This is a genomic window from Streptomyces sp. JLYT201 (assembly GCF_059448825.1).
This window is the reverse complement of sequence record NZ_CM182551.1, coordinates 3,683,910-3,700,845: the sequence shown is the minus strand read 5'-3', so window position 1 is coordinate 3,700,845 and position 16,936 is coordinate 3,683,910. Positions and strand designations below refer to the sequence as shown.

At 72.9% G+C, this 16,936-nt stretch carries 18 protein-coding genes and 1 pseudogene; 8 read left to right on the top strand and 11 right to left on the bottom strand.

Annotated elements, in window-relative coordinates:
• Nucleotides 1-16: 16 nt before the first annotated feature.
• Together AC5WAM_RS14835 and AC5WAM_RS14830 are read right to left on the bottom strand one after the other, a co-directional pair.
• A complete protein-coding gene (locus AC5WAM_RS14835; RefSeq protein WP_366796136.1) occupies nt 17-613 on the bottom strand; it encodes a DUF1003 domain-containing protein in 597 nt (198 codons plus the stop codon).
• A complete protein-coding gene (locus tag AC5WAM_RS14830) occupies nt 603-1,877 on the bottom strand; it encodes a magnesium transporter MgtE N-terminal domain-containing protein (protein ID WP_138961637.1) in 1,275 nt (424 codons plus the stop codon). Before AC5WAM_RS14830 ends, AC5WAM_RS14835 begins: the two co-directional genes overlap by 11 nt.
• Before the next feature lie 238 nt (nt 1,878-2,115).
• Here AC5WAM_RS14830 and AC5WAM_RS14825 point away from each other — a divergent pair, with 238 nt between their 5' ends.
• Nucleotides 2,116-2,877 carry a hypothetical protein gene (locus AC5WAM_RS14825; RefSeq protein ID WP_366796137.1) on the top strand — a complete coding sequence of 254 codons (762 nt, stop codon included), beginning with the start codon at nt 2,116-2,118 and terminating at the stop codon, nt 2,875-2,877.
• A 7-nt stretch (nt 2,878-2,884) separates the two neighbouring features.
• Here AC5WAM_RS14825 and AC5WAM_RS14820 read toward each other — a convergent pair whose 3' ends face one another.
• The gene (locus tag AC5WAM_RS14820) at nt 2,885-3,400 is read right to left on the bottom strand and encodes a hypothetical protein (RefSeq protein WP_495522851.1); all 516 of its coding nucleotides are present in this window, start codon (nt 3,398-3,400) and stop codon (nt 2,885-2,887) included.
• A 70-nt stretch (nt 3,401-3,470) separates the two neighbouring features.
• Nucleotides 3,471-4,586: a magnesium and cobalt transport protein CorA gene (locus AC5WAM_RS14815; RefSeq protein ID WP_366796139.1), complete on the bottom strand. Its 1,116-nt coding sequence runs from the start codon at nt 4,584-4,586 to the stop codon at nt 3,471-3,473.
• 503 nt (nt 4,587-5,089) lie between these two features.
• Here AC5WAM_RS14815 and AC5WAM_RS14810 point away from each other — a divergent pair.
• The 4 genes from AC5WAM_RS14810 (at nt 5,090) to AC5WAM_RS14795 (ending at nt 8,461) form a co-directional block, all read left to right on the top strand.
• Nucleotides 5,090-5,680 carry a suppressor of fused domain protein gene (locus AC5WAM_RS14810; protein WP_366796140.1) on the top strand — a complete coding sequence of 197 codons (591 nt, stop codon included), beginning with the start codon at nt 5,090-5,092 and terminating at the stop codon, nt 5,678-5,680.
• A gap of 419 nt (nt 5,681-6,099) precedes the next feature.
• The gene (locus AC5WAM_RS14805; RefSeq protein ID WP_172386483.1) at nt 6,100-6,741 is read left to right on the top strand and encodes a DUF6758 family protein; all 642 of its coding nucleotides are present in this window, start codon (nt 6,100-6,102) and stop codon (nt 6,739-6,741) included.
• 130 nt (nt 6,742-6,871) lie between these two features.
• A complete protein-coding gene (locus tag AC5WAM_RS14800; RefSeq protein WP_366796141.1) occupies nt 6,872-7,747 on the top strand; it encodes a PHP domain-containing protein in 876 nt (291 codons plus the stop codon).
• 111 nt (nt 7,748-7,858) lie between these two features.
• On the top strand, nt 7,859-8,461 hold the full coding sequence (locus AC5WAM_RS14795) for a MarC family protein (RefSeq protein ID WP_172386485.1): 603 nt from the start codon (nt 7,859-7,861) through the stop codon (nt 8,459-8,461).
• Between the two features lie 104 nt (nt 8,462-8,565).
• On the opposite strand, the gene AC5WAM_RS14790 is transcribed toward AC5WAM_RS14795, so the two are convergent.
• Entirely contained in the window at nt 8,566-8,718 is a 153-nt protein-coding gene (locus AC5WAM_RS14790) for a DUF8834 family protein (protein WP_138961645.1), read from the bottom strand.
• Nucleotides 8,719-8,933: 215 nt separating this feature from the next.
• Between AC5WAM_RS14790 and AC5WAM_RS14785 the strand changes: the two genes are divergently transcribed.
• On the top strand, nt 8,934-9,848 hold the full coding sequence (locus AC5WAM_RS14785) for an NYN domain-containing protein (RefSeq protein WP_495522850.1): 915 nt from the start codon (nt 8,934-8,936) through the stop codon (nt 9,846-9,848).
• Between the two features lie 10 nt (nt 9,849-9,858).
• Here the strand turns inward: AC5WAM_RS14785 and AC5WAM_RS14780 are convergent, their stop codons facing one another.
• Nucleotides 9,859-10,734 (bottom strand): alpha/beta fold hydrolase, encoded by an 876-nt coding sequence (locus AC5WAM_RS14780; RefSeq protein WP_495522849.1) that lies wholly within the window; start codon nt 10,732-10,734, stop codon nt 9,859-9,861.
• 238 nt (nt 10,735-10,972) lie between these two features.
• Nucleotides 10,973-12,389 (bottom strand): annotated as a pseudogene (locus tag AC5WAM_RS14775) (DEAD/DEAH box helicase); the annotation flags it as partial.
• A 430-nt stretch (nt 12,390-12,819) separates the two neighbouring features.
• Between AC5WAM_RS14775 and AC5WAM_RS14770 the strand changes: the two are divergent.
• Nucleotides 12,820-13,584 carry a ferritin-like fold-containing protein gene (locus tag AC5WAM_RS14770; RefSeq protein WP_495522848.1) on the top strand — a complete coding sequence of 255 codons (765 nt, stop codon included), beginning with the start codon at nt 12,820-12,822 and terminating at the stop codon, nt 13,582-13,584.
• Nucleotides 13,585-13,644: 60 nt separating this feature from the next.
• Here the strand turns inward: AC5WAM_RS14770 and AC5WAM_RS14765 are convergent, their stop codons facing one another.
• The 4 genes from AC5WAM_RS14765 to AC5WAM_RS14750 all read right to left on the bottom strand — a co-directional run bounded on the left by AC5WAM_RS14765 (nt 13,645) and on the right by AC5WAM_RS14750 (nt 15,629).
• Nucleotides 13,645-13,914 carry a hypothetical protein gene (locus AC5WAM_RS14765; protein WP_138961647.1) on the bottom strand — a complete coding sequence of 90 codons (270 nt, stop codon included), beginning with the start codon at nt 13,912-13,914 and terminating at the stop codon, nt 13,645-13,647.
• 247 nt (nt 13,915-14,161) lie between these two features.
• Entirely contained in the window at nt 14,162-14,389 is a 228-nt protein-coding gene (locus AC5WAM_RS14760) for a DUF3107 domain-containing protein (protein WP_030684738.1), read from the bottom strand.
• 212 nt (nt 14,390-14,601) lie between these two features.
• Entirely contained in the window at nt 14,602-15,243 is a 642-nt protein-coding gene (locus tag AC5WAM_RS14755; RefSeq protein ID WP_138961649.1) for a TetR/AcrR family transcriptional regulator, read from the bottom strand.
• Between the two features lie 167 nt (nt 15,244-15,410).
• Complete coding sequence (locus AC5WAM_RS14750; protein ID WP_495522847.1) at nt 15,411-15,629, bottom strand: hypothetical protein; 219 nt, start codon at nt 15,627-15,629, stop codon at nt 15,411-15,413.
• A gap of 268 nt (nt 15,630-15,897) precedes the next feature.
• Between AC5WAM_RS14750 and AC5WAM_RS14745 the strand changes: the two genes are divergently transcribed.
• On the top strand, nt 15,898-16,935 hold the full coding sequence (locus tag AC5WAM_RS14745; protein ID WP_495522846.1) for an alpha/beta fold hydrolase: 1,038 nt from the start codon (nt 15,898-15,900) through the stop codon (nt 16,933-16,935).
• Nucleotide 16,936: the final 1 nt, after the last annotated feature.

Here is a 16,936-nt window from a genome sequence, read left to right as displayed (position 1 = left end):
GGGTTCGGAAGGCCCGTCAGCGGTCGCCTACGTCACGTGCCCGGGCGGCCTCGGGCGGGAATACCGGACGCTGCTCCTCCAGCTCCTTGACCAGGTCCTGGAGTTCGGAGCGGAGCCAGTCGCGGGTGGCGACCTCGCCGAGGCCCATGCGCAGCGAGGCCAGCTCGCGCGTCAGGTACTCGGTGTCGGCGATGGAGCGCTCGTTCTGCCTGCGGTCCTGCTCGTGGGTGACGCGGTCGCGGTCGTCCTGGCGGTTCTGCGCGAGCAGGATCAGCGGGGCCGCGTAGGAGGCCTGGAGCGAGAGCATCAGGGTCAGGAAGATGAACGGGTAGTTGTCGAAGCGCAGGCTCTCGGGGGCAGAGACGTTCCAGACCACCCACAGGATGATGACGACCGTCATCCAGACGATGAACCGGCCGGTGCCGAGGAAGCGCGCGATCCGCTCCGAGAGCCGCCCGAAGGCCTCCGGGTCGTAGTCCGGTAGGAGCTTGCGGCGCCGCGCGCGGGGCTGGTCGAGGCGGAACCGGGGCCGGGTCTCCGGCCGGGGCTCGCGCCGCTCCTCGCGCGCCTCGCGGTCGCGCCCGCCGGCGCGTCCCTGCCGTTCACGCGCCATGGCCGGCCTCCTCCTGGAGGTGGAACTCCGTCTCGCGCCAGTCCTCGGGCAGCATGTGGTCCAGTACGTCGTCGACGGTGACGGCCCCGAGGAGCGCGCCGCCCTCGTCGACCACGGGCGCCGCCACCATGTCGTACGCGGCGAAGAAGCCCGCGACGACCGGCAGCTGGTCCTCCGGCGAAAGGGGCCGCAGGTCGTCGTCGAGGATCGAGCCGACGAGCGTGTAGGGCGGGTCGCGCAGGAGCCGCTGGAAGTGCACGGTGCCCAGGTACTTGCCGGTCGGGGTCTCGTCCGGCGGGCGGCACACGTACACCTGCGCGGCGAGGGCGGGCGAGAGGTCCTCCTGCCGCACCCGGGCGAGGGCGTCGGCGACCGTGGCGTCCGGGCGGAGCACGATCGGCTCGGTCGTCATCAGACCGCCCGCCGTGCGCTCCTCGTACGCCATCAGGCGCCGCACGTCGGCCGCGTCGTCCGGCTGCATCAGGGTCAGCAGGCGTTCCTTGTCGTCCTCGGGAAGCTCGGCGAGCAGGTCGGCGGCGTCGTCGGGGTCCATGGCCTCCAGGACGTCGGCGGCGCGCTCCTCCTTGAGCTTGCCGAGGATCTCGATCTGGTCGTCCTCCGGGAGCTCTTCGAGGACGTCGGCGAGCCGGTCGTCGTCGAGGGCGGCGGCCACCTCGGCGCGGCGCTTGGCGGAGAGGTGGTGCAGGACGTTGGCGAGGTCGGCGGGGCGCAGCTGCTCGAAGGTGGCGAGCAGGTTCTCGGCGCCCTGCCCGTGCTCCTCCAGGGAGAAGCCGTCCACGGCGGACCAGTCGACGGTCAGCGTCTCGCCCTTGCGCCGGAAGGCGCCCTCCTTGCCCTTGCGGACGAAGACCCGGTCGACCTCCCAGTCGCGGCGGGCCGGGAGCTGGCGCACGGACACGTCGAGGACGGTGACCTCCTCGCCGGTCTCCACCAGGCGCACGCGCCGGTCGAGCATCTCGCCGAGCACGAGGCGCTCGGTGGGGCGCTGCTCGAAGCGGCGCACGTTCAGGACGCCGGTGCTGATGACCTCGCCGGACTCGATGCCGGTCACCCGGGTCATGGGCAGGAAGATGCGCCGGCGGGTCGCGAGTTCGACGACCAGGCCGAGCAGCCGGGGCGGCCTCCTGCCGACGCGGAGCATGACGACGAGGTCGCGCACGCGGCCCACCTGGTCGCCGTTCGGGTCGAAGACCGCGGTGCCGGACAGGTGCGAGACGAAGATCCGGGGCGCGCCTCCTGCCATGTGCCGCGCCTTTCTCGGGGTGCGTCAGGGAACCGTTTCGGCGGTATGTGCCCTATGCCGGTGATACGGGGTTCAGGCTAGCCCGTACCCCGCGCATATGCCCTGGTGAGCGGTCCGGACGGACTGGCTCCGAGGGGTGTGGGAGACACCGGTACGCTGCGGTACGCCAGGCCGTCCAGGCGTACGGCCGTGGCCGCAGACGACGTCCGCACGAGAGGCAGCCCCACCTGTGACTGCGATGCGACCGGCTCCCCGATTCCGAAGGTCCGCGCTCCTCGGCGCGGTGTGTGCGGGGCTCGTGGTGGGCGGTGCGGGGCTGACGGCGTGCGGCGGTGGCGGCCAGGACCCGGACCAGGGCACGAACGGCGTCGGCAAGCTCTCCGCGGCCAGGATCCAGAGCAAGGCCCGGCAGGCCGCCGAGGCGGCGCCCGCCGTGCGGCTGTCCGGCAGCGTGGTCACCAAGGGCCACACGTACAAGCTCGACATGCGGCTCACGGCCAACGGCGGGACGGGCACGGTGACGTCCAAGGGGCAGATGTTCGAGCTGCTCCGCGTCGGCGAGAACCTCTTCCTGAAGGCGGACTCGGCCTTCTGGGCGCACGAGGGCGCGGACGGCGGCTCCTCGGGCGCGGACAGCTCGGCTGCGGCCAAGCTCGACGGCAAGTACGTGAAGGTGCCCCAGGGCGACCCGGCCTACCGCAGGCTCAGCGGGTTCACCGACAAGGACGTGCTGCTCGACGGCACCCTCGCGCTGCACGGCACGCTGGCCAAGGGCGAGCGCGGCGGCTCCGGCGGCAAGCGCTACATCAGGATCAGCGGCGACGAGGGCGCGGGCGGCACCCTGGAGGTGTCCCTCGACGGCAAGCCGTACCCGCTGACCCTGCGGCGCGCGGGCGGCGCGGGCACGCTGCGGCTCAGCGAGTGGAACCAGGCCGTCCCGCTGAAGGAGCCGGGCCTGAACGAGACGGTGGACTACGGCAAGCAGCTGCCCACGTCCTAGCCGCCGCTCAGCGCCGCTTCCTCCCCCTGCCCAGGAGCAGCTTCGGCAGCCCCTGAGGCATGGGCCTGCGGGTCGTCGCGGGCGTCGGCAGGGGCGGCGCCGCCAGTGAGCCGTCGGGCAGCTCCAGGTCCGCCTCGCGCGGCGTGAGGCGCAGCACGCGGCACTCCGCCGCCCAGCGTTCGACGACCCGCTCGCCGTCGGGGGCGTTCAGCCGCTTGCCCTTCAGCTCGGCGACCGCCGCCTCCCACTCCTCGGTGCGCGGCGCGAGCTCCGTGACCGTGGCCGTCCAGGACAGGAGGCGGCCGCCCTTGTCCTTGCTGCGCACGGTCACCTCGGCGGTGGCGCCGTCGGCGAGGTGCGGCAGGGGCTGCTCGCCGGGGCCGTCGCCCACGAGGTGGGCCGCGCCGTCGAGCCAGGCGTGCCACAGGGCGCGGGCGGGACCCGCGCCGCGCACCCAGATCAGGCCGGACTTCTTGGTGGCCTCTTCGATCAGGGCGCGCCCGAACAGCGTGTCAGCGGTCATGACGGCAGCTTAGCCAGCGGCCCCGCGGCCGGGGCCCCTGCGGCCGGGGCCCCCGCGGCCGGGCCCCCGCTCACAGCCAGCCGTTGCGCTTCAGGGTGCGGTGGATCGAGTAGCAGGCCGTCGCGATCAGGCCGAGGACCATCGGGTAGCCGAAGCGCCAGTGCAGTTCGGGCATGTGGTCGAAGTTCATGCCGTAGACGCCGCACACGGCCGTGGGGACGGCGATGATGGCCGCCCAGGACGTGATCTTGCGCATGTCCTCGTTCTGCGCGACGGCGGCCTGCGCGAGGTTGGCCTGGAGGATCGAGTTGAGCAGCTCGTCGAAGCCGAGCACCTGCTCCTGGACGCGGGCGAGGTGGTCGGCGACGTCGCGGAAGTACTTCTGGATGTCGGGGTCGACGAGCCGCATGGGGCGCTCGCTGAGCAGCTGCATCGGGCGCAGCAGCGGCTGCACGGCCCGCTTGAACTCCAGGACCTCGCGCTTGAGCTGGTAGATCCGCCCGGCGTCGACGCCGCGCGAGCCGCCCTTGCCGGTGGCCGCGAAGACCTCGTTCTCGACGTCGTCGATGTCGACCTGCATCGCGTCGGCGACCGCCAGATAGCCGTCGACGACGTGGTCGGCGATGGTGTGCAGGACCGCGGAGGGGCCCTTGGCGAGCAGTTCGGGCTCGTCCTGGAGGCGGCGGCGCAGCGTGCGCAGCGAGCCGTGGCCGCCGTGCCGGACGGTGATGAAGAAGTCCCGGCCGGTGAAGCACATGACCTCGCCGGTCTCCACCACCTCGCTGGTGGCGGTCAGCTCGGCGTGCTCCACGTAGTGGATGGTCTTGAAGACCGTGAACAGCGTGTCGTCGTAGCGCTCCAGCTTGGGCCGCTGGTGGGCGTGGACCGCGTCCTCGACGGCCAGCGGATGCAGCCCGAACTCGGCGGCGATGCCCGCGAATTCGGCCTCCGTCGGCTCGTGCAGGCCGATCCAGGCGAAGCCGCCGTCGCGGCGGACCTGGAGCATCGCCTCGTGCGGGGTGAGGGTCTCGTCGCAGGACACGCGGCGGCCGTCGCGGTAGACGGCGCAGTCGACGACGGCGGACGCGACGCGGGGGTCGCGGGTCGCGTCGTACGAGCTGTAGGCGCCGCTGTCCTTGCGCAGGGAGGGACGGACCGCGGCGCGCAGGTCACGGATCATCGACATGGGCAGGCTCCTTCGACGAAAGGGCCGCCTGCGGCGGGTGGAACTGCCCGGAATGGGGACGTCCGGCTGTGTTGGGAGGCACGTCCACAAAGCGGGGAGCACCGCACCGCCGCGGAGGCAGCAACGCTACTGATGCAGATCAGGTGAAACGCGGTGCTCTTCCGTCGTGCGGGGCACAGGCCGGTCGGGGCCGAGGAGTTCGTGAAGTGCCGGGCGCACGGCCGCAGCGTCGTTGCTGCGGGAGGTCAGCGGGCGGAAGAGCGAGTGGTACTGCACGGTCGACTTCGATCCACTGCAGCCCCACCTCCTCCGGCCGGTCCCCCGTAGGGGAGTTCCCAGGCGCACGCGGGCGCCGTCCGTCGAGTTCGGGCCCGAGGGCCCTGAGGTCCGGGCTTGAGAGCGACGCTTCTGCGTGCCGCCCGGGCCAGCAGCCAACAGTATCAGCCGACCGGTCCGCCAAACCCCCACCTTTACCCATCACTGACGAGTTCTATGCTCACGGCATGGCTGATGTTCTTGCTCTGGTCGAGGCCCGGTTGCGCGACGGCCTGGGCGAACCGGACGCGCGCGCGGCGGTGACGTTCCTCGGTACGGACCGCATCGAGGTGCTGCGCTTTCCGGCCGAAAGCACGGGGGTCGTGCGGTACGCCACCCTCGGCATGTCCGCCCAGCCGATGGCCGACCCCACGGCCGTGCTCGCCGACCCGGTGAAGGGCCCGCGCGCGGAGCTGGTCCTCTCCGTGCGGGGCGGCGTCGCCGACACCGACAAGGTGCTCAGGCCGCTGGCCGTGCTCGCCGCGTCCCCCCAGGTCGAAGGCGTCGTGGTGGCTCCCGGCAGCTCGCTGGACGTGGGCGAGCCGCTGTGGCCGGGCGCGCCCTTCACCTCGGTCCTCGTCGCCGAGCCCGGCGGCCTGGTGGCGGATCTGGAGCTGGACGAGCCGATGGAGCCCGTACGGTTCCTGCCGTTGCTCCCGATGACGCCGAACGAGGCGGCCTGGAAGCGGGTGCACGGCGCGCAGGCCCTCCAGGAGCGCTGGCTGAGCAAGGGCACGGACCTGCGCGATCCGCTGCGCGCGGGCGTCGCGCTGGACTGACGCGCGGGCGTCGCCCTGGGACTGACGTGCGGGCGTCGCCCTGGACTGAGGGGGCTGGCGCCGGGCTGGCGGGCCGTGCGTTCGGGCCCCTCGCGTCCAGGAGGGGCGCGTATCCGCGCCGGGCGTCCGGGCGGTGCGCGTCCAAGGAGCGCGTATCCGGGGCGCGCGTCCGGGCCGTGCGCGTCTACGCTCCCGCGCCCGGCGCACTCACTCTCCTGGGCCGTACGTCTCCCCGGCCCTGGACCATCGGCGCCCTGCCTCCACTGCCGTACGCCTGTGCCGTCCCCGGCCGAAGGCGTACGCGGTTCCGTGCGGCCGGGCCCCTCGCCCGGCGCTCCCGGCGCCCGCGCCGTGCGGTCGCACTCCGGACGGGTGATCGTCCTTGACGCGGCGTCCACCGGGGAGGACCGTGGGGCGCTATGAGGGGCGAACCCAGTTGCCCGAAGTGTGGTGGCCGGGTCAGGGCTCCCGGCCTCTTTGCCGACTCCTGGCAGTGTGACGTGCACGGCACCGTGCATCCGCTGCAGCCCGTCATCCCGCCCAGTGTCGAGGCGCTCAGCGTCGTGGTGCACCGTGCGCAGGTGCCGGTGTGGATGCCCTGGCCGCTGCCCGTCGGCTGGCTCTTCACCGGGGTGGCCTGCGCGGGCGACGACCGCAGCGGCGGCCGGGCCACCGCCGTGGCCTGCTCGGGCCCCGCCCCGCTCGGCGGCGGCGGCGAACTCATCCTGGTCGCCGAGGAGTTGGGCGTCGGCCTCGGCGCGCGCTACGCGGGCATCGACGGCCCCGACCCCGGCCCCGGCATGAACGTCGGCAAGCCGCCCGCCGCCAAGGTCCTCGCCGCCGGGCGCCCGACGCCCATGTGGCACGTGTCCGGCACGCCGGAGGACCGCGCGGTGTTCGCGGGCGAGGCGTGCGGCCTGTGGCTGTGGGCGATCGCGTGGCCCGAGCAATCGGGGCTCCTGATGTACGACGAGCTGGTGCTCACGGACCTGCGGGACGCGGGGGCGGAGGTCGAACTGCTGCCCTGCGGGGCGCTGTCGCCGCGCCTGCTGACGCCGTAGCCCTCGCGGCCGCCTCCCGGCCGCGTCCCCGAGCACGCTCGGCGCGGGCACGCGTCGGCCGGTCGCCCCTGAGGCGGCCGTTATCCTTGAAGCGTCCCTATGTCCGTCCCGAACAGCGTGGAGTCCTCGCGTGCGCATCGACCTGCACACCCACTCCACCGCTTCCGACGGCACGGACACCCCGGCCGAGCTGGTGCGCAACGCCGCCGCCGCGGGGCTCGACGTCGTCGCCCTGACCGATCACGACAGCACGCGCGGCCATGCCGAGGCCATCGCCGCGCTGCCCGCAGGCCTGACCCTCGTCACCGGTGCCGAGCTGTCCTGCCGCCTCGACGGCGTGGGCCTGCACATGCTGGCGTACCTCTTCGACCCGGACGAGCCGGAGCTCGCGCGGGCGCGCGAGCTGGTGCGCGACGACCGGGTGCCGCGCGCGCGGACCATGGTCCGCAAGCTCCAGGAGCTCGGCGTCCCCGTGACCTGGGAGCAGGTCGAGCGGATCGCGGGCGACGGCTCCGTGGGCCGCCCGCACGTCGCCGAGGCCCTCGTGGAGCTCGGCGTCGTCGCGAGCGTGTCGGACGCCTTCACGCCCGAGTGGCTCGCCGACGGCGGGCGCGCGTACGCGGAGAAGACCGAGCTCGATCCGTTCGAGGCGATCCGCCTGGTCAAGGCCGCGGGCGGCGTCACCGTGTTCGCCCACCCGGCCGCCGCCCAGCGCGGCAGGATCGTCCCGGAGTCCGCGATAGCCGAGCTGGCCGCCGCGGGCCTCGACGGCATCGAGGTCGACCACCCCGAGCAGCTGGCGTACGCCCCCGAGGCGGGTCCGCGCCTGCGCGCCCTCGCCGCCGACCTCGGCCTGCTCGTGACCGGCTCCAGTGACTACCACGGCAGCCGCAAGACCGTCTCGCTCGGTGAGTACACCACCGACCCCGAGATCTACGGCGAGATCACGCGCCGCGCCACCGGGGCCTTCCCGGTGCCGGGCGCGGGCGGAGACCTGTCCGCCTAGCGGGCGCGTCCACCGTCCGCCACGCCTGTCCGGGGCCGCGGCCCCGCCGCGCCGTGCGCGGCCGCCGCCCCACCTCCCTCACCTCGTACGACTCTCTGCAAGGCCATCACCGTGTTCGACGTCGCCGTTTTCGGATCTCTCTTCCTCACCCTTTTTGTCATCATGGATCCCCCCGGGATCACGCCGATCTTCCTCGCCCTGACCGCGGGCCGCCCCGCCAAGGTGCAGAAGAAGATGGCCTTCCAGGCCGTCTGCGTGGCCTTCGGGGTCATCGCCCTGTTCGGCGTCATCGGCCAGCAGATCCTCGACTATCTGCACGTGTCGACGCAGGCCCTGATGATCGCGGGCGGCCTGCTCCTGTTGCTCGTCGCGCTCGACCTGCTCACCGGCAAGACCGACGAGCCCCAGCAGACCAAGGACGTGAACGTCGCGCTCGTCCCGCTGGGCATGCCGCTGCTTGCCGGGCCCGGCGCGATCGTCCAGGTGATCCTGGCCGTCCAGCACGCCAGCGGCATGGAGCAGGTCTCGGTCTGGGCGGCGATCCTCGCCATCCACGTGGTGCTGTTCCTGGCGATGCGCTTCTCGCTGCTGATCATCCGGGTCATCAAGGACGGCGGCGTCGTCCTGGTGACGCGTCTCGCGGGCATGATGCTGTCGGCGATCGCGGTGCAGCAGATCGTCAACGGCGTCACCCAGATCATCCGGGGCGGCTGACCTCCCCGCGCGCACCGCGCACCCACGAACAGAGCCCTGTACGTCACCGGCGTGATCCGGTGTCGTACAGGGCTCTGGAGCGTGAGGGGTGGGGACGTGCGGCGTTACGAGGCCGTGGTGTCGGCCGGGCGGATGTAGAGGCGCTGGCCGATGGCGGCCGCCTGCTGCACGATCCGATTGACGGAGGCGGCGTCCACGACGGTGGTGTCCACAGCGGTGCCGTCGACGTCGTCGAGTCGCATGATTTCGAAGCGCATGGGGCTTCTCCCTTCGTCTGGTGATCCTCCTGAGGAGAACTGCGGTTACATACGGGTCCAACGAGTTTCCCGCCTCAAACATTCCCTACGCTAAGGAAATTTTTTGAGAGGCTAATGAACACCGTGTTGCCGCCCCGTTTCGCGGCTGGTTGTGTTCGTTGCGTAACAAGCACTGGTTGTGCCCCCTGTGTGACGGACGCGACAATGTGTTCCGTATGGACACGGACGAGACCACCCACGAGACCGTCGAGGTCAACGCCCTGCTGGCGCGCGCCAACGGGCTCCTTGAGCGCATGCTCGCCGAGGTGGCGAAGACTCCGTCCACCCACGCGATCTTCGTCGACGCCGGATATCTGTACGCCGCCGCGGGCCGCCTCGCCGTGGGCACCGAGGACCGGCGCGCCTTCGACCTGGACGCCGAAGGCCTCATCGACGCGCTCATCGACAAGGCCCGCACGATCTTCGCCGACAGCAGGCTGCTGCGCGTGTACTGGTACGACGGCGCCCGGCGGCGCATCCACACCACTGAGCAGCAGTCCATCGCCGAACTGCCGGACGTCAAGGTCAGGCTCGGCAACCTCAACGCCAACAACCAGCAGAAAGGCGTCGACTCGCTGATCCGCAGCGACCTGGAGTCCCTGGCCCGGCACCGGGCCATCAGCGACGCCGCGCTCATCGGCGGCGACGAGGACCTGGTGTCGGCCGTCGAGGCCGCACAGGGGTACGGCGCACGTGTCCACCTGTGGGGCATCGAGGCCCCCGACGGGCGCAACCAGGCGGAGCCGCTGCTGTGGGAGGTCGACAGCCAGCGCACCTTCGACGCCGACTTCTTCAAGCCGTACATCAGCCGCCGCTCCGCCCTGCCGTACGAGGGCCCGATGGCGGCCTCCCGGCCCTCCCGCGACGACGTGCGCTTCGTCGGCGCGCAGATCTCCGCGAAGTGGCTGTCGGCGCGGGGCCGCGAGGCCCTCGTGGGGCTGCTCCCCGGCCACCCCTATCTGCCCGGTTCGGTCGACCAGGAGCTCCTCGTCGAGGCGGAGCGGCTGCTCGACTACTCGCTGCGCGGCCAGTCCGACCTGCGGCGGGTGCTGCGGGACGGCTTCTGGGAGCACCTCCAGAAGTGCTACTGAGGCGCCGGGCTCAGCGGGCCCGGTCCCAGAAGGAGACGAGGGCGGCGGCCGTCGCCCCGGGCCGGTCGGTGTTGGGGGAGTGGTCGGCGCCCGTGATGACCGTGCGGTGCGCGCCGAGGCGCCGGGCCATGTCGTCCAGGAGCGGCACCGGCCAGGTGTCGTCCCGCTCCCCGGACAGCACGTGCACGGGCAGCGCCAGGGCGGCGAGCTCGGCCACGCGGTCCGGCTCGACGCACAGCTGTCTGCCGGTGGCGATCAGCTGGGCCGGGCTGTTGCGCAGCCAGCGGGCGCGCAGGGCGTCGCTGTCCGCGCCGCCGTTCACCTCGGCGTCCTCCGGCGGGTCCATGGCCCGCATCGCCTCCCACACCGTCTCCATCGAGTGCGCCGCGAGGGCGTCCGTGAGCAGGGTGGCACGGGTGCGCTGGGACGGGGCGATGCGGCCGGGGCCCGACGACATGAGCGTGAGCGAGGCGAAGGTGCCCGTGGGGGCGGCCAGCGCGGCCGTGCGGGCGATCAGGCCGCCCAGGGAGTGGCCGACGAGGTGCAGCGGGGTGCCGGGCGGGTCGTCGAGGGCCGCGGCCTGAGCGAGCGCGTCGAGGGCCAACTCGCCCAAGGAGTAGGCGGATTCGTCGTCCGGCCCGTCGGACTCGTACTGTCCGCGTCCGTCCACGGCCACCGCGCGGTAGCCCGCGTCGGCCAGCGGCCGGAGCAGCGCGATGAAGTCCTCCTTGCTGCCGGTGAACCCGGGCAGGAGCACCGCGGACCCCTTCCTTCCGCCGGTCGGGCGGGCGGGCGCGGCGTCCAGGACGGCGAAGTCCCCGCGCGCGGTCTCCAGCACCCGGGCCCGGGTGCCGGGGGGCGGGGTGAAGGTGGGGGGCCTACTCATGCGACGTACGGTAACGCCTGCCCGCCGCCGCGGCGCTGCGGGGGAGGACGACAGAAGGCCCGCCGCGGTCGCGGCGGGCCTTCTCCAGGGGTGGCGGGCTGCTACTCCGCGGCGTCGGGCTTGCCCGCGCGGGTGCGGCGGCGCCGACGGGGCGCACGCGGAGCCGACTCCGGCTCGGCGGCGGGGGCCTCGGCGGCCGGGGCCTCGGCGGCAGCGGCGGCCTCCGTGGCGGACACCGGGGCGCCCGCGCGGGTGCGGCGGCGCCGGCGCGGCGTGCGCTCCTGGCGCTCGGCGGGCTCCTCCACGGCGGCGGCGGTCCGGGACCGGCCACGGGGGGACCGGCCCTTGGCGCCCCCGCGGGCGGCCGGCTCGCCGAGGTCCTCGATCTCCTCGGCGTCGAGGCCCGCCCGGGTGCGCTCGGCGCGCGGCAGGACGCCCTTCGTGCCGACGGGGATGTCGAGCTCCTCGTACAGGTGCGGGGAGCTGGAGTACGTCTCGACCGGGTCGTTGAAGTCCAGCTCGAGCGCCTTGTTGATCAGCTGCCAGCGCGGGATGTCGTCCCAGTCGACCAGCGTGATCGCGATGCCCTTGGCGCCCGCGCGGCCGGTGCGGCCGATGCGGTGCAGGTACGTCTTCTCGTCCTCGGGGGACTGGTAGTTGATGACGTGCGTGACGCCCTCGACGTCGATGCCGCGGGCGGCGACGTCGGTGCACACCAGGACGTCGACCTTGCCGTTGCGGAAGGCGCGCAGGGCCTGCTCGCGGGCGCCCTGGCCGAGGTCGCCGTGGACCGCGCCGGAGGCGAAGCCGCGCCGCTCCAGCTGCTCGGCGATGTCCGCGGCCGTCCGCTTCGTCCGGCAGAAGATCATGGCGAGGCCACGGCCGTCGGCCTGGAGGATGCGGGACACCATCTCGGGCTTGTCCATGGAGTGCGCGCGGTACACGTGCTGCGCGATGTTCGCCACGGTCGCGCCCTGGTCGTCCGGCGCGGTGGCGCGGATGTGCGTGGGCTGCGACATGTAGCGGCGGGCGAGGCCGATGACGGCGCCCGGCATGGTCGCGGAGAAGAGCATCGTCTGGCGCTTCGCCGGCAGCAGGTTGATGATCTTCTCGACGTCGGGCAGGAAGCCCAGGTCGAGCATCTCGTCGGCCTCGTCGAGGACGAGGCACTTGACGTGCTTCAGGTTCAGCTTGCGCTGGCCCGCGAGGTCGAGCAGGCGGCCGGGGGTGCCGACGACCACGTCGACGCCCTTCTTCAGGGCCTCGACCTGCGGCTCGTAGGCACGGCCGCCGTATATGGCGAGGACGCGGACGTTGCGCGCCTTGCCGGCGGTCAGGAGGTCGTTGGTGACCTGGGTGCACAGCTCGCGGGTGGGGACGACGACGAGCGCCTGCGGGGCCTGCGTCAGGTCGTCGGGCGTGCCGCGGCCCGCCTCGACGTCGGCGGGGACGACGACGCGCTCGAGGATCGGCAGGCCGAAGCCGAGCGTCTTGCCGGTGCCGGTCTTGGCCTGGCCGATGACGTCGGTGCCGGAGAGCGCGACGGGGAGCGTCATCTCCTGGATGGGGAAGGGGTTCACGATGCCGACGGCCTCGAGGGCCTCGGCTGTCTCGGGGAGGATCCCGAGATCCCGGAAAGTGGTAGTCAGGGCAATGCCTCTTCTGTGAGACGCGGCGCGAGGCGAACGCTGGGGGTCGTGACCGTGTCGGGGACTACCGGCCGCCTGTGGAACGAACCGGGCGGGCCAGGTGGCACGGGACCACTGCCGACGCTCGAGCGCTCACACCGCTGAGGGTCCCTCCGCATGCCGTACGCACCATGCGTACGCCCTGGAGGGCTGTCTGGTCGGAGCCGATCGGGCCACCGACCGGGCATCCTCATTCATACGGCCCGTCGAATATTCGGCGGGCGCATTACCACTGTACCCCGGAATCCCGCATGAGTGTCCGGCGATTTGTGTCACCCGGCTCGCACCGGCGCTCCCGCGGGTCCGGCGCGCGCCCCCTCAGCGGCGGTACGTCGTTGTCGTCACAGTGGCTGACCAGGGCCTTACGCCACCGCGCCGCCGGGCTATTGTGCGGTTCATGGAGACGCCTGACAACGCAGCTCAGCCCGCGAAGGACGCAGCCGACGCCGGGGCCGCCGCAACCCCCACCGGGGTGGCCGCCCAGGACTGGGCGAAAGCTTCCGCCGACCCGCAGTACCGCGCCGCGGTCGTGGACCTGCTCGGCGCGCTCGCCTACGGAGAGCTCGCGGCGTTCGAGCGGCTCGCGGAGGACGCCAAGCTGGCGCCGACGCTGGCCGACAAGGCGGAGCTGGCGAAGATGGCGTCCGCCGAGTTCCACCACTTTGAGCAGTTGCGGGACCGGCTCGCCGCGGTCGGCGAGGAGCCGACCGGGGCCATGCAGCCCTTCGTCGCCGCGCTGGACGGCTTCCACCGGCAGACGGCGCCGTCCGACTGGCTGGAGGGCCTGGTCAAGGCGTACGTCGGCGACTCCATCGCCAGTGACTTCTACCGCGAGGTCGCGGCCCGGCTCGACGTCGACACGCGCGGGCTCGTCCTGGGCGTCCTCGACGACACCGGGCACGCGAGCTTCGCCGTGGAGAAGGTGCGCGCCGCGATCGAGGCGGACCCGCGCGTCGGCGGGCGGCTCGCGCTGTGGGCGCGGCGGCTGATGGGGGAGGCGCTCTCGCAGTCGCAGCGGGTGGTGGCCGACCGGGACGCGCTCTCGACCATGCTGGTCGGCGGCGTCGCGGACGGCTTCGACCTCGCCGAGGTCGGGCGGATGTTCTCGCGGATCACCGAGGCGCACACCAAGCGGATGGCAGCGCTGGGCCTGGCGGCCTGAGTCCGGGCCCCGGCCCGGAGCCGAGCGGCCCGGATCCCGGTCCGGGCCGCGCGCGGGGGCCTACGCCGTGAGCTGGCGGCGGCGCAGGCGGCGGTCAGGGCGGAGCAGCAGGGACAGCAGCGCGGCCGCGACGATCACGGCGCCCACCAGTGTCATGGCCGAGCGGCCGGGGCCGAGCGCCGTGTGCGCGATGAACGCTCCTACGAGCGCCCCGCCCGCCCCGGTCGCGAGGACGAGCGTGCGGGACGGCAGGCGGTGGCCGAGCCGGTGGGCCGTCGCCCAGGCGAGGGCCAGGCCGAGCAGCGCGGAGCCGAGAGCTTCCAGGATCACGATGGGGGTCCCTCCCTCGTGGTCGGGTGCGGTCGCGGACGACCGCGGATGGATCATGGGGGCAAAACGGTCCTAGCCGGTCCTACCCCCGGCCGTCGGAACGCAACCCTCCACCCCATCCATGTCCGGAGCTCGCCGCTGCTTCCCGTACACCGGGTGAACAGCGGGTGAACACGCGGGAGCGGCCCGGTGGTCCACCCACCGGGCCGCTCCCGTGCGCGCCGCTGCGGCGCGCGCCGTCCGCGTGCTACAGCGCGCCGAAGCCCACCTTGCGCTGGGCCGGCTCGCCGATCTCCACGTACGCGAGGCGGTCGGCGGGGACCAGGACCTTGCGGCCGTGGTCGTCCGTCAGGCTCAGCAGCGGGGCCTTGCCCGTCAGGGCCTCGGAGACCGCGCTCTCGACCTCCTCGGCGCTCTGACCGCTCTCCAGAACGATCTCGCGCGGCGCGTGCTGCACGCCGATCTTGACCTCCACGCTTTGTCCCTCCGACGGTCAGTGATGTGCGCGGCCGCCCGCGCCGTACCTGCACAGATTAGCCCGGTGAGGCGACGGTGACGGCTCCGGCCGCGCACGCCAGGAGCGAACATGCGCCGGGAAGAAAAGCGGGCAGGGGGCGGAGTGCCCGTTGGCCTGCTCAATGGCCCTGGGCTGCTGAGTGGCCCGGGCCGCTCAGCGACCCCGGTTGCTCAGTGGCCCTCGGCGCCGTGCAGCGGGAAGCCCGCGATGCCGCGCCAGGCCAGCGAGGTGAGCAGCTGGACCGCCTTCTCGCGCGAGACGCCGCCGTCGCTGTGCAGCCAGGAGCGCGCGACGACCTGGGCGAGGCCGCCGAGCCCGGAGGCAAGGAGCATCGACTCGGCCTCGGGCAGGCCGGTGTCCTCCACGATGACCTCGCAGATCGCCTCCGCGCACTGGAGCGTCACCTTGTCGACGCGCTCGCGGACCGCCGGCTCGTTGGTGAGGTCCGACTCGAAGACGAGCCGGAAGGCGCCGCCGTCGTCCTCCACGTACCCGAAGTAGGCGTCCATCGTCGCCGCGACGCGCTGCTTGTTGTCGGTCGTCGAGGCCAGGGCCGCGCGCACCGCCTGCAGCAGGTTGTCGCAGTGCTGGTCGAGCAGGGCCAGGTAGAGGTCGAGCTTGCCGGGGAAGTGCTGGTAGAGCACCGGCTTGCTGACACCTGCCCGCTCGGCGATGTCGTCCATCGCCGCCGAGTGGTACCCCTGGGCGACGAAGACCTCCTGGGCCGCGCCGAGGAGTTGGTTGCGTCGGGCACGGCGCGGCAGGCGAGTGCCCCGCGGGCGTGCCGCCTCTGTCTGCTCGATGGCTGTCACGCCGCCTCCCAGAATCGTCCTTAGTTGCGGTGTGCGCCGCGCCGCCATCGTACTTTTCGGTAACTGCGATGTGCGCGGTGCGAGCGCAGAATTTCACGGACCGGGCACCCATGGAAGCGGTGCGTAGCAGGGCAAACACGGGCAGCTGTGCGAGCGTGCGCCCCCGCTCAGCGGTAGTCGTCCTCGTCCAGGTCGACCACGCGGGCCTGCTCCGCGACGTCGGCCACGTTGGCGGCGCCGGGGTCGACGTCCTCCAGGGAGCCGTCGTGCTGCGGTGCCAGGTCGGTGTGCTGCTCGGCGGCGTCGGCCTCGGGCGTCTCCTCGGCGTAGCCGTCCTCGGTCTCCTCGGCCTCGAACGTGTCCGGGTCGCTGGGGTCAACGGTCATGAGGGGGACTCCTCGGATCTCTTGCCGGTGTCTGCGGCGTCTTCGGTGGCTCTCGGGTGTCTCTCGGTGTCGTTCGGTGTCGTTCCGCGGTGCGAGTGCCCAGTTCGCGGGCCTCTTCCCCGCGAGTTCCCCATGTCCCCAGGGAACACCCGATCGGGGCGCTCCGCGATCTCTCGCCCGGCCCCGCGTGATCTGTTACGCGATCCAAACGGCACCTGTGACCCCGAACACGCGATCCCACGCGTGATCGTCTCGTAACATTGCCCGCATGTCTTCGACCGAGTTGCCGGATGTGCTGGCCGCCACCGTCGCCCCCAAGCCGGGCGCCGTCGGTGTCGCGGAGGGCGAGCGCATGCACTCGGTCACGCTGCCCGGCCTGACGCTCTCGGTGCGCGGCCGGGTCGCGGCGGACACGGACCTGCCGCCCGCGCTGTACGTGCACGGGCTCGGCGGCTCCTCGCAGAACTGGTCGGCCCTGATGCCGCTGCTCCAGGACGTCGTGGACGGCGAGGCCCTCGACCTGCCGGGCTTCGGCGACTCGCCGCCCCCGGACGACGGGGACTACTCGGTCACCGGGCACGCGCGTGCGGTCATCCGCTATCTGGACGCCCGCGGACGCGGCCCCGTCCATCTGGTGGGCAACTCCCTGGGGGGCGCCGTCACCACCCGCGTCGCCGCGGTCCGCCCCGACCTCGTGCGCACCCTCACCCTGGTCTCGCCCGCCCTGCCCGAGCTGCGGGTGCAGCGCACCGCCGTGCCCACGGGCCTGCTCGCGCTGCCCGGGGTGGTCGGCCTGTTCACCCGGCTGACCAAGGAGTGGACGCCGGCGCAGCGGGTGCGCAGCGTCATGGGGCTCTGCTACGGCGATCCGGCCAAGGTCTCGCCGGAGGCGTTCGCGGCGGCCGTGCGCGAAATGGAGCGCCGGCTCGCGCACCCTTACTTCTGGGACGCCATGGCCCGCTCGGCCCGCGGCATCGTGAACGCGTACACGCTCGGCGGTCAGCACGGCCTGTGGCGGCAGGCCGAGCGGGTGCTCGCGCCGACGCTCCTCGTCTACGGGGGCCGGGACCGGCTCGTGTCGTACCGCATGGCGCGCAGGGCCGCGGCGGCCTTCGGCGGCTCGCGGCTGCTCACGCTGCCCGACGCCGGGCACGTGGCGATGATGGAGTTTCCGGACGCGGTGGCCACCGCGATCCGTGAACTCGTGGCTGATGCCGGTGAGTTGAGGGATCCTCGTGAGGTGCGCAAGGGTGGCGGCGTGAACGACGACCGCCGCGAGCCGGGTACTTCGGGTACGAGGAGCTGAC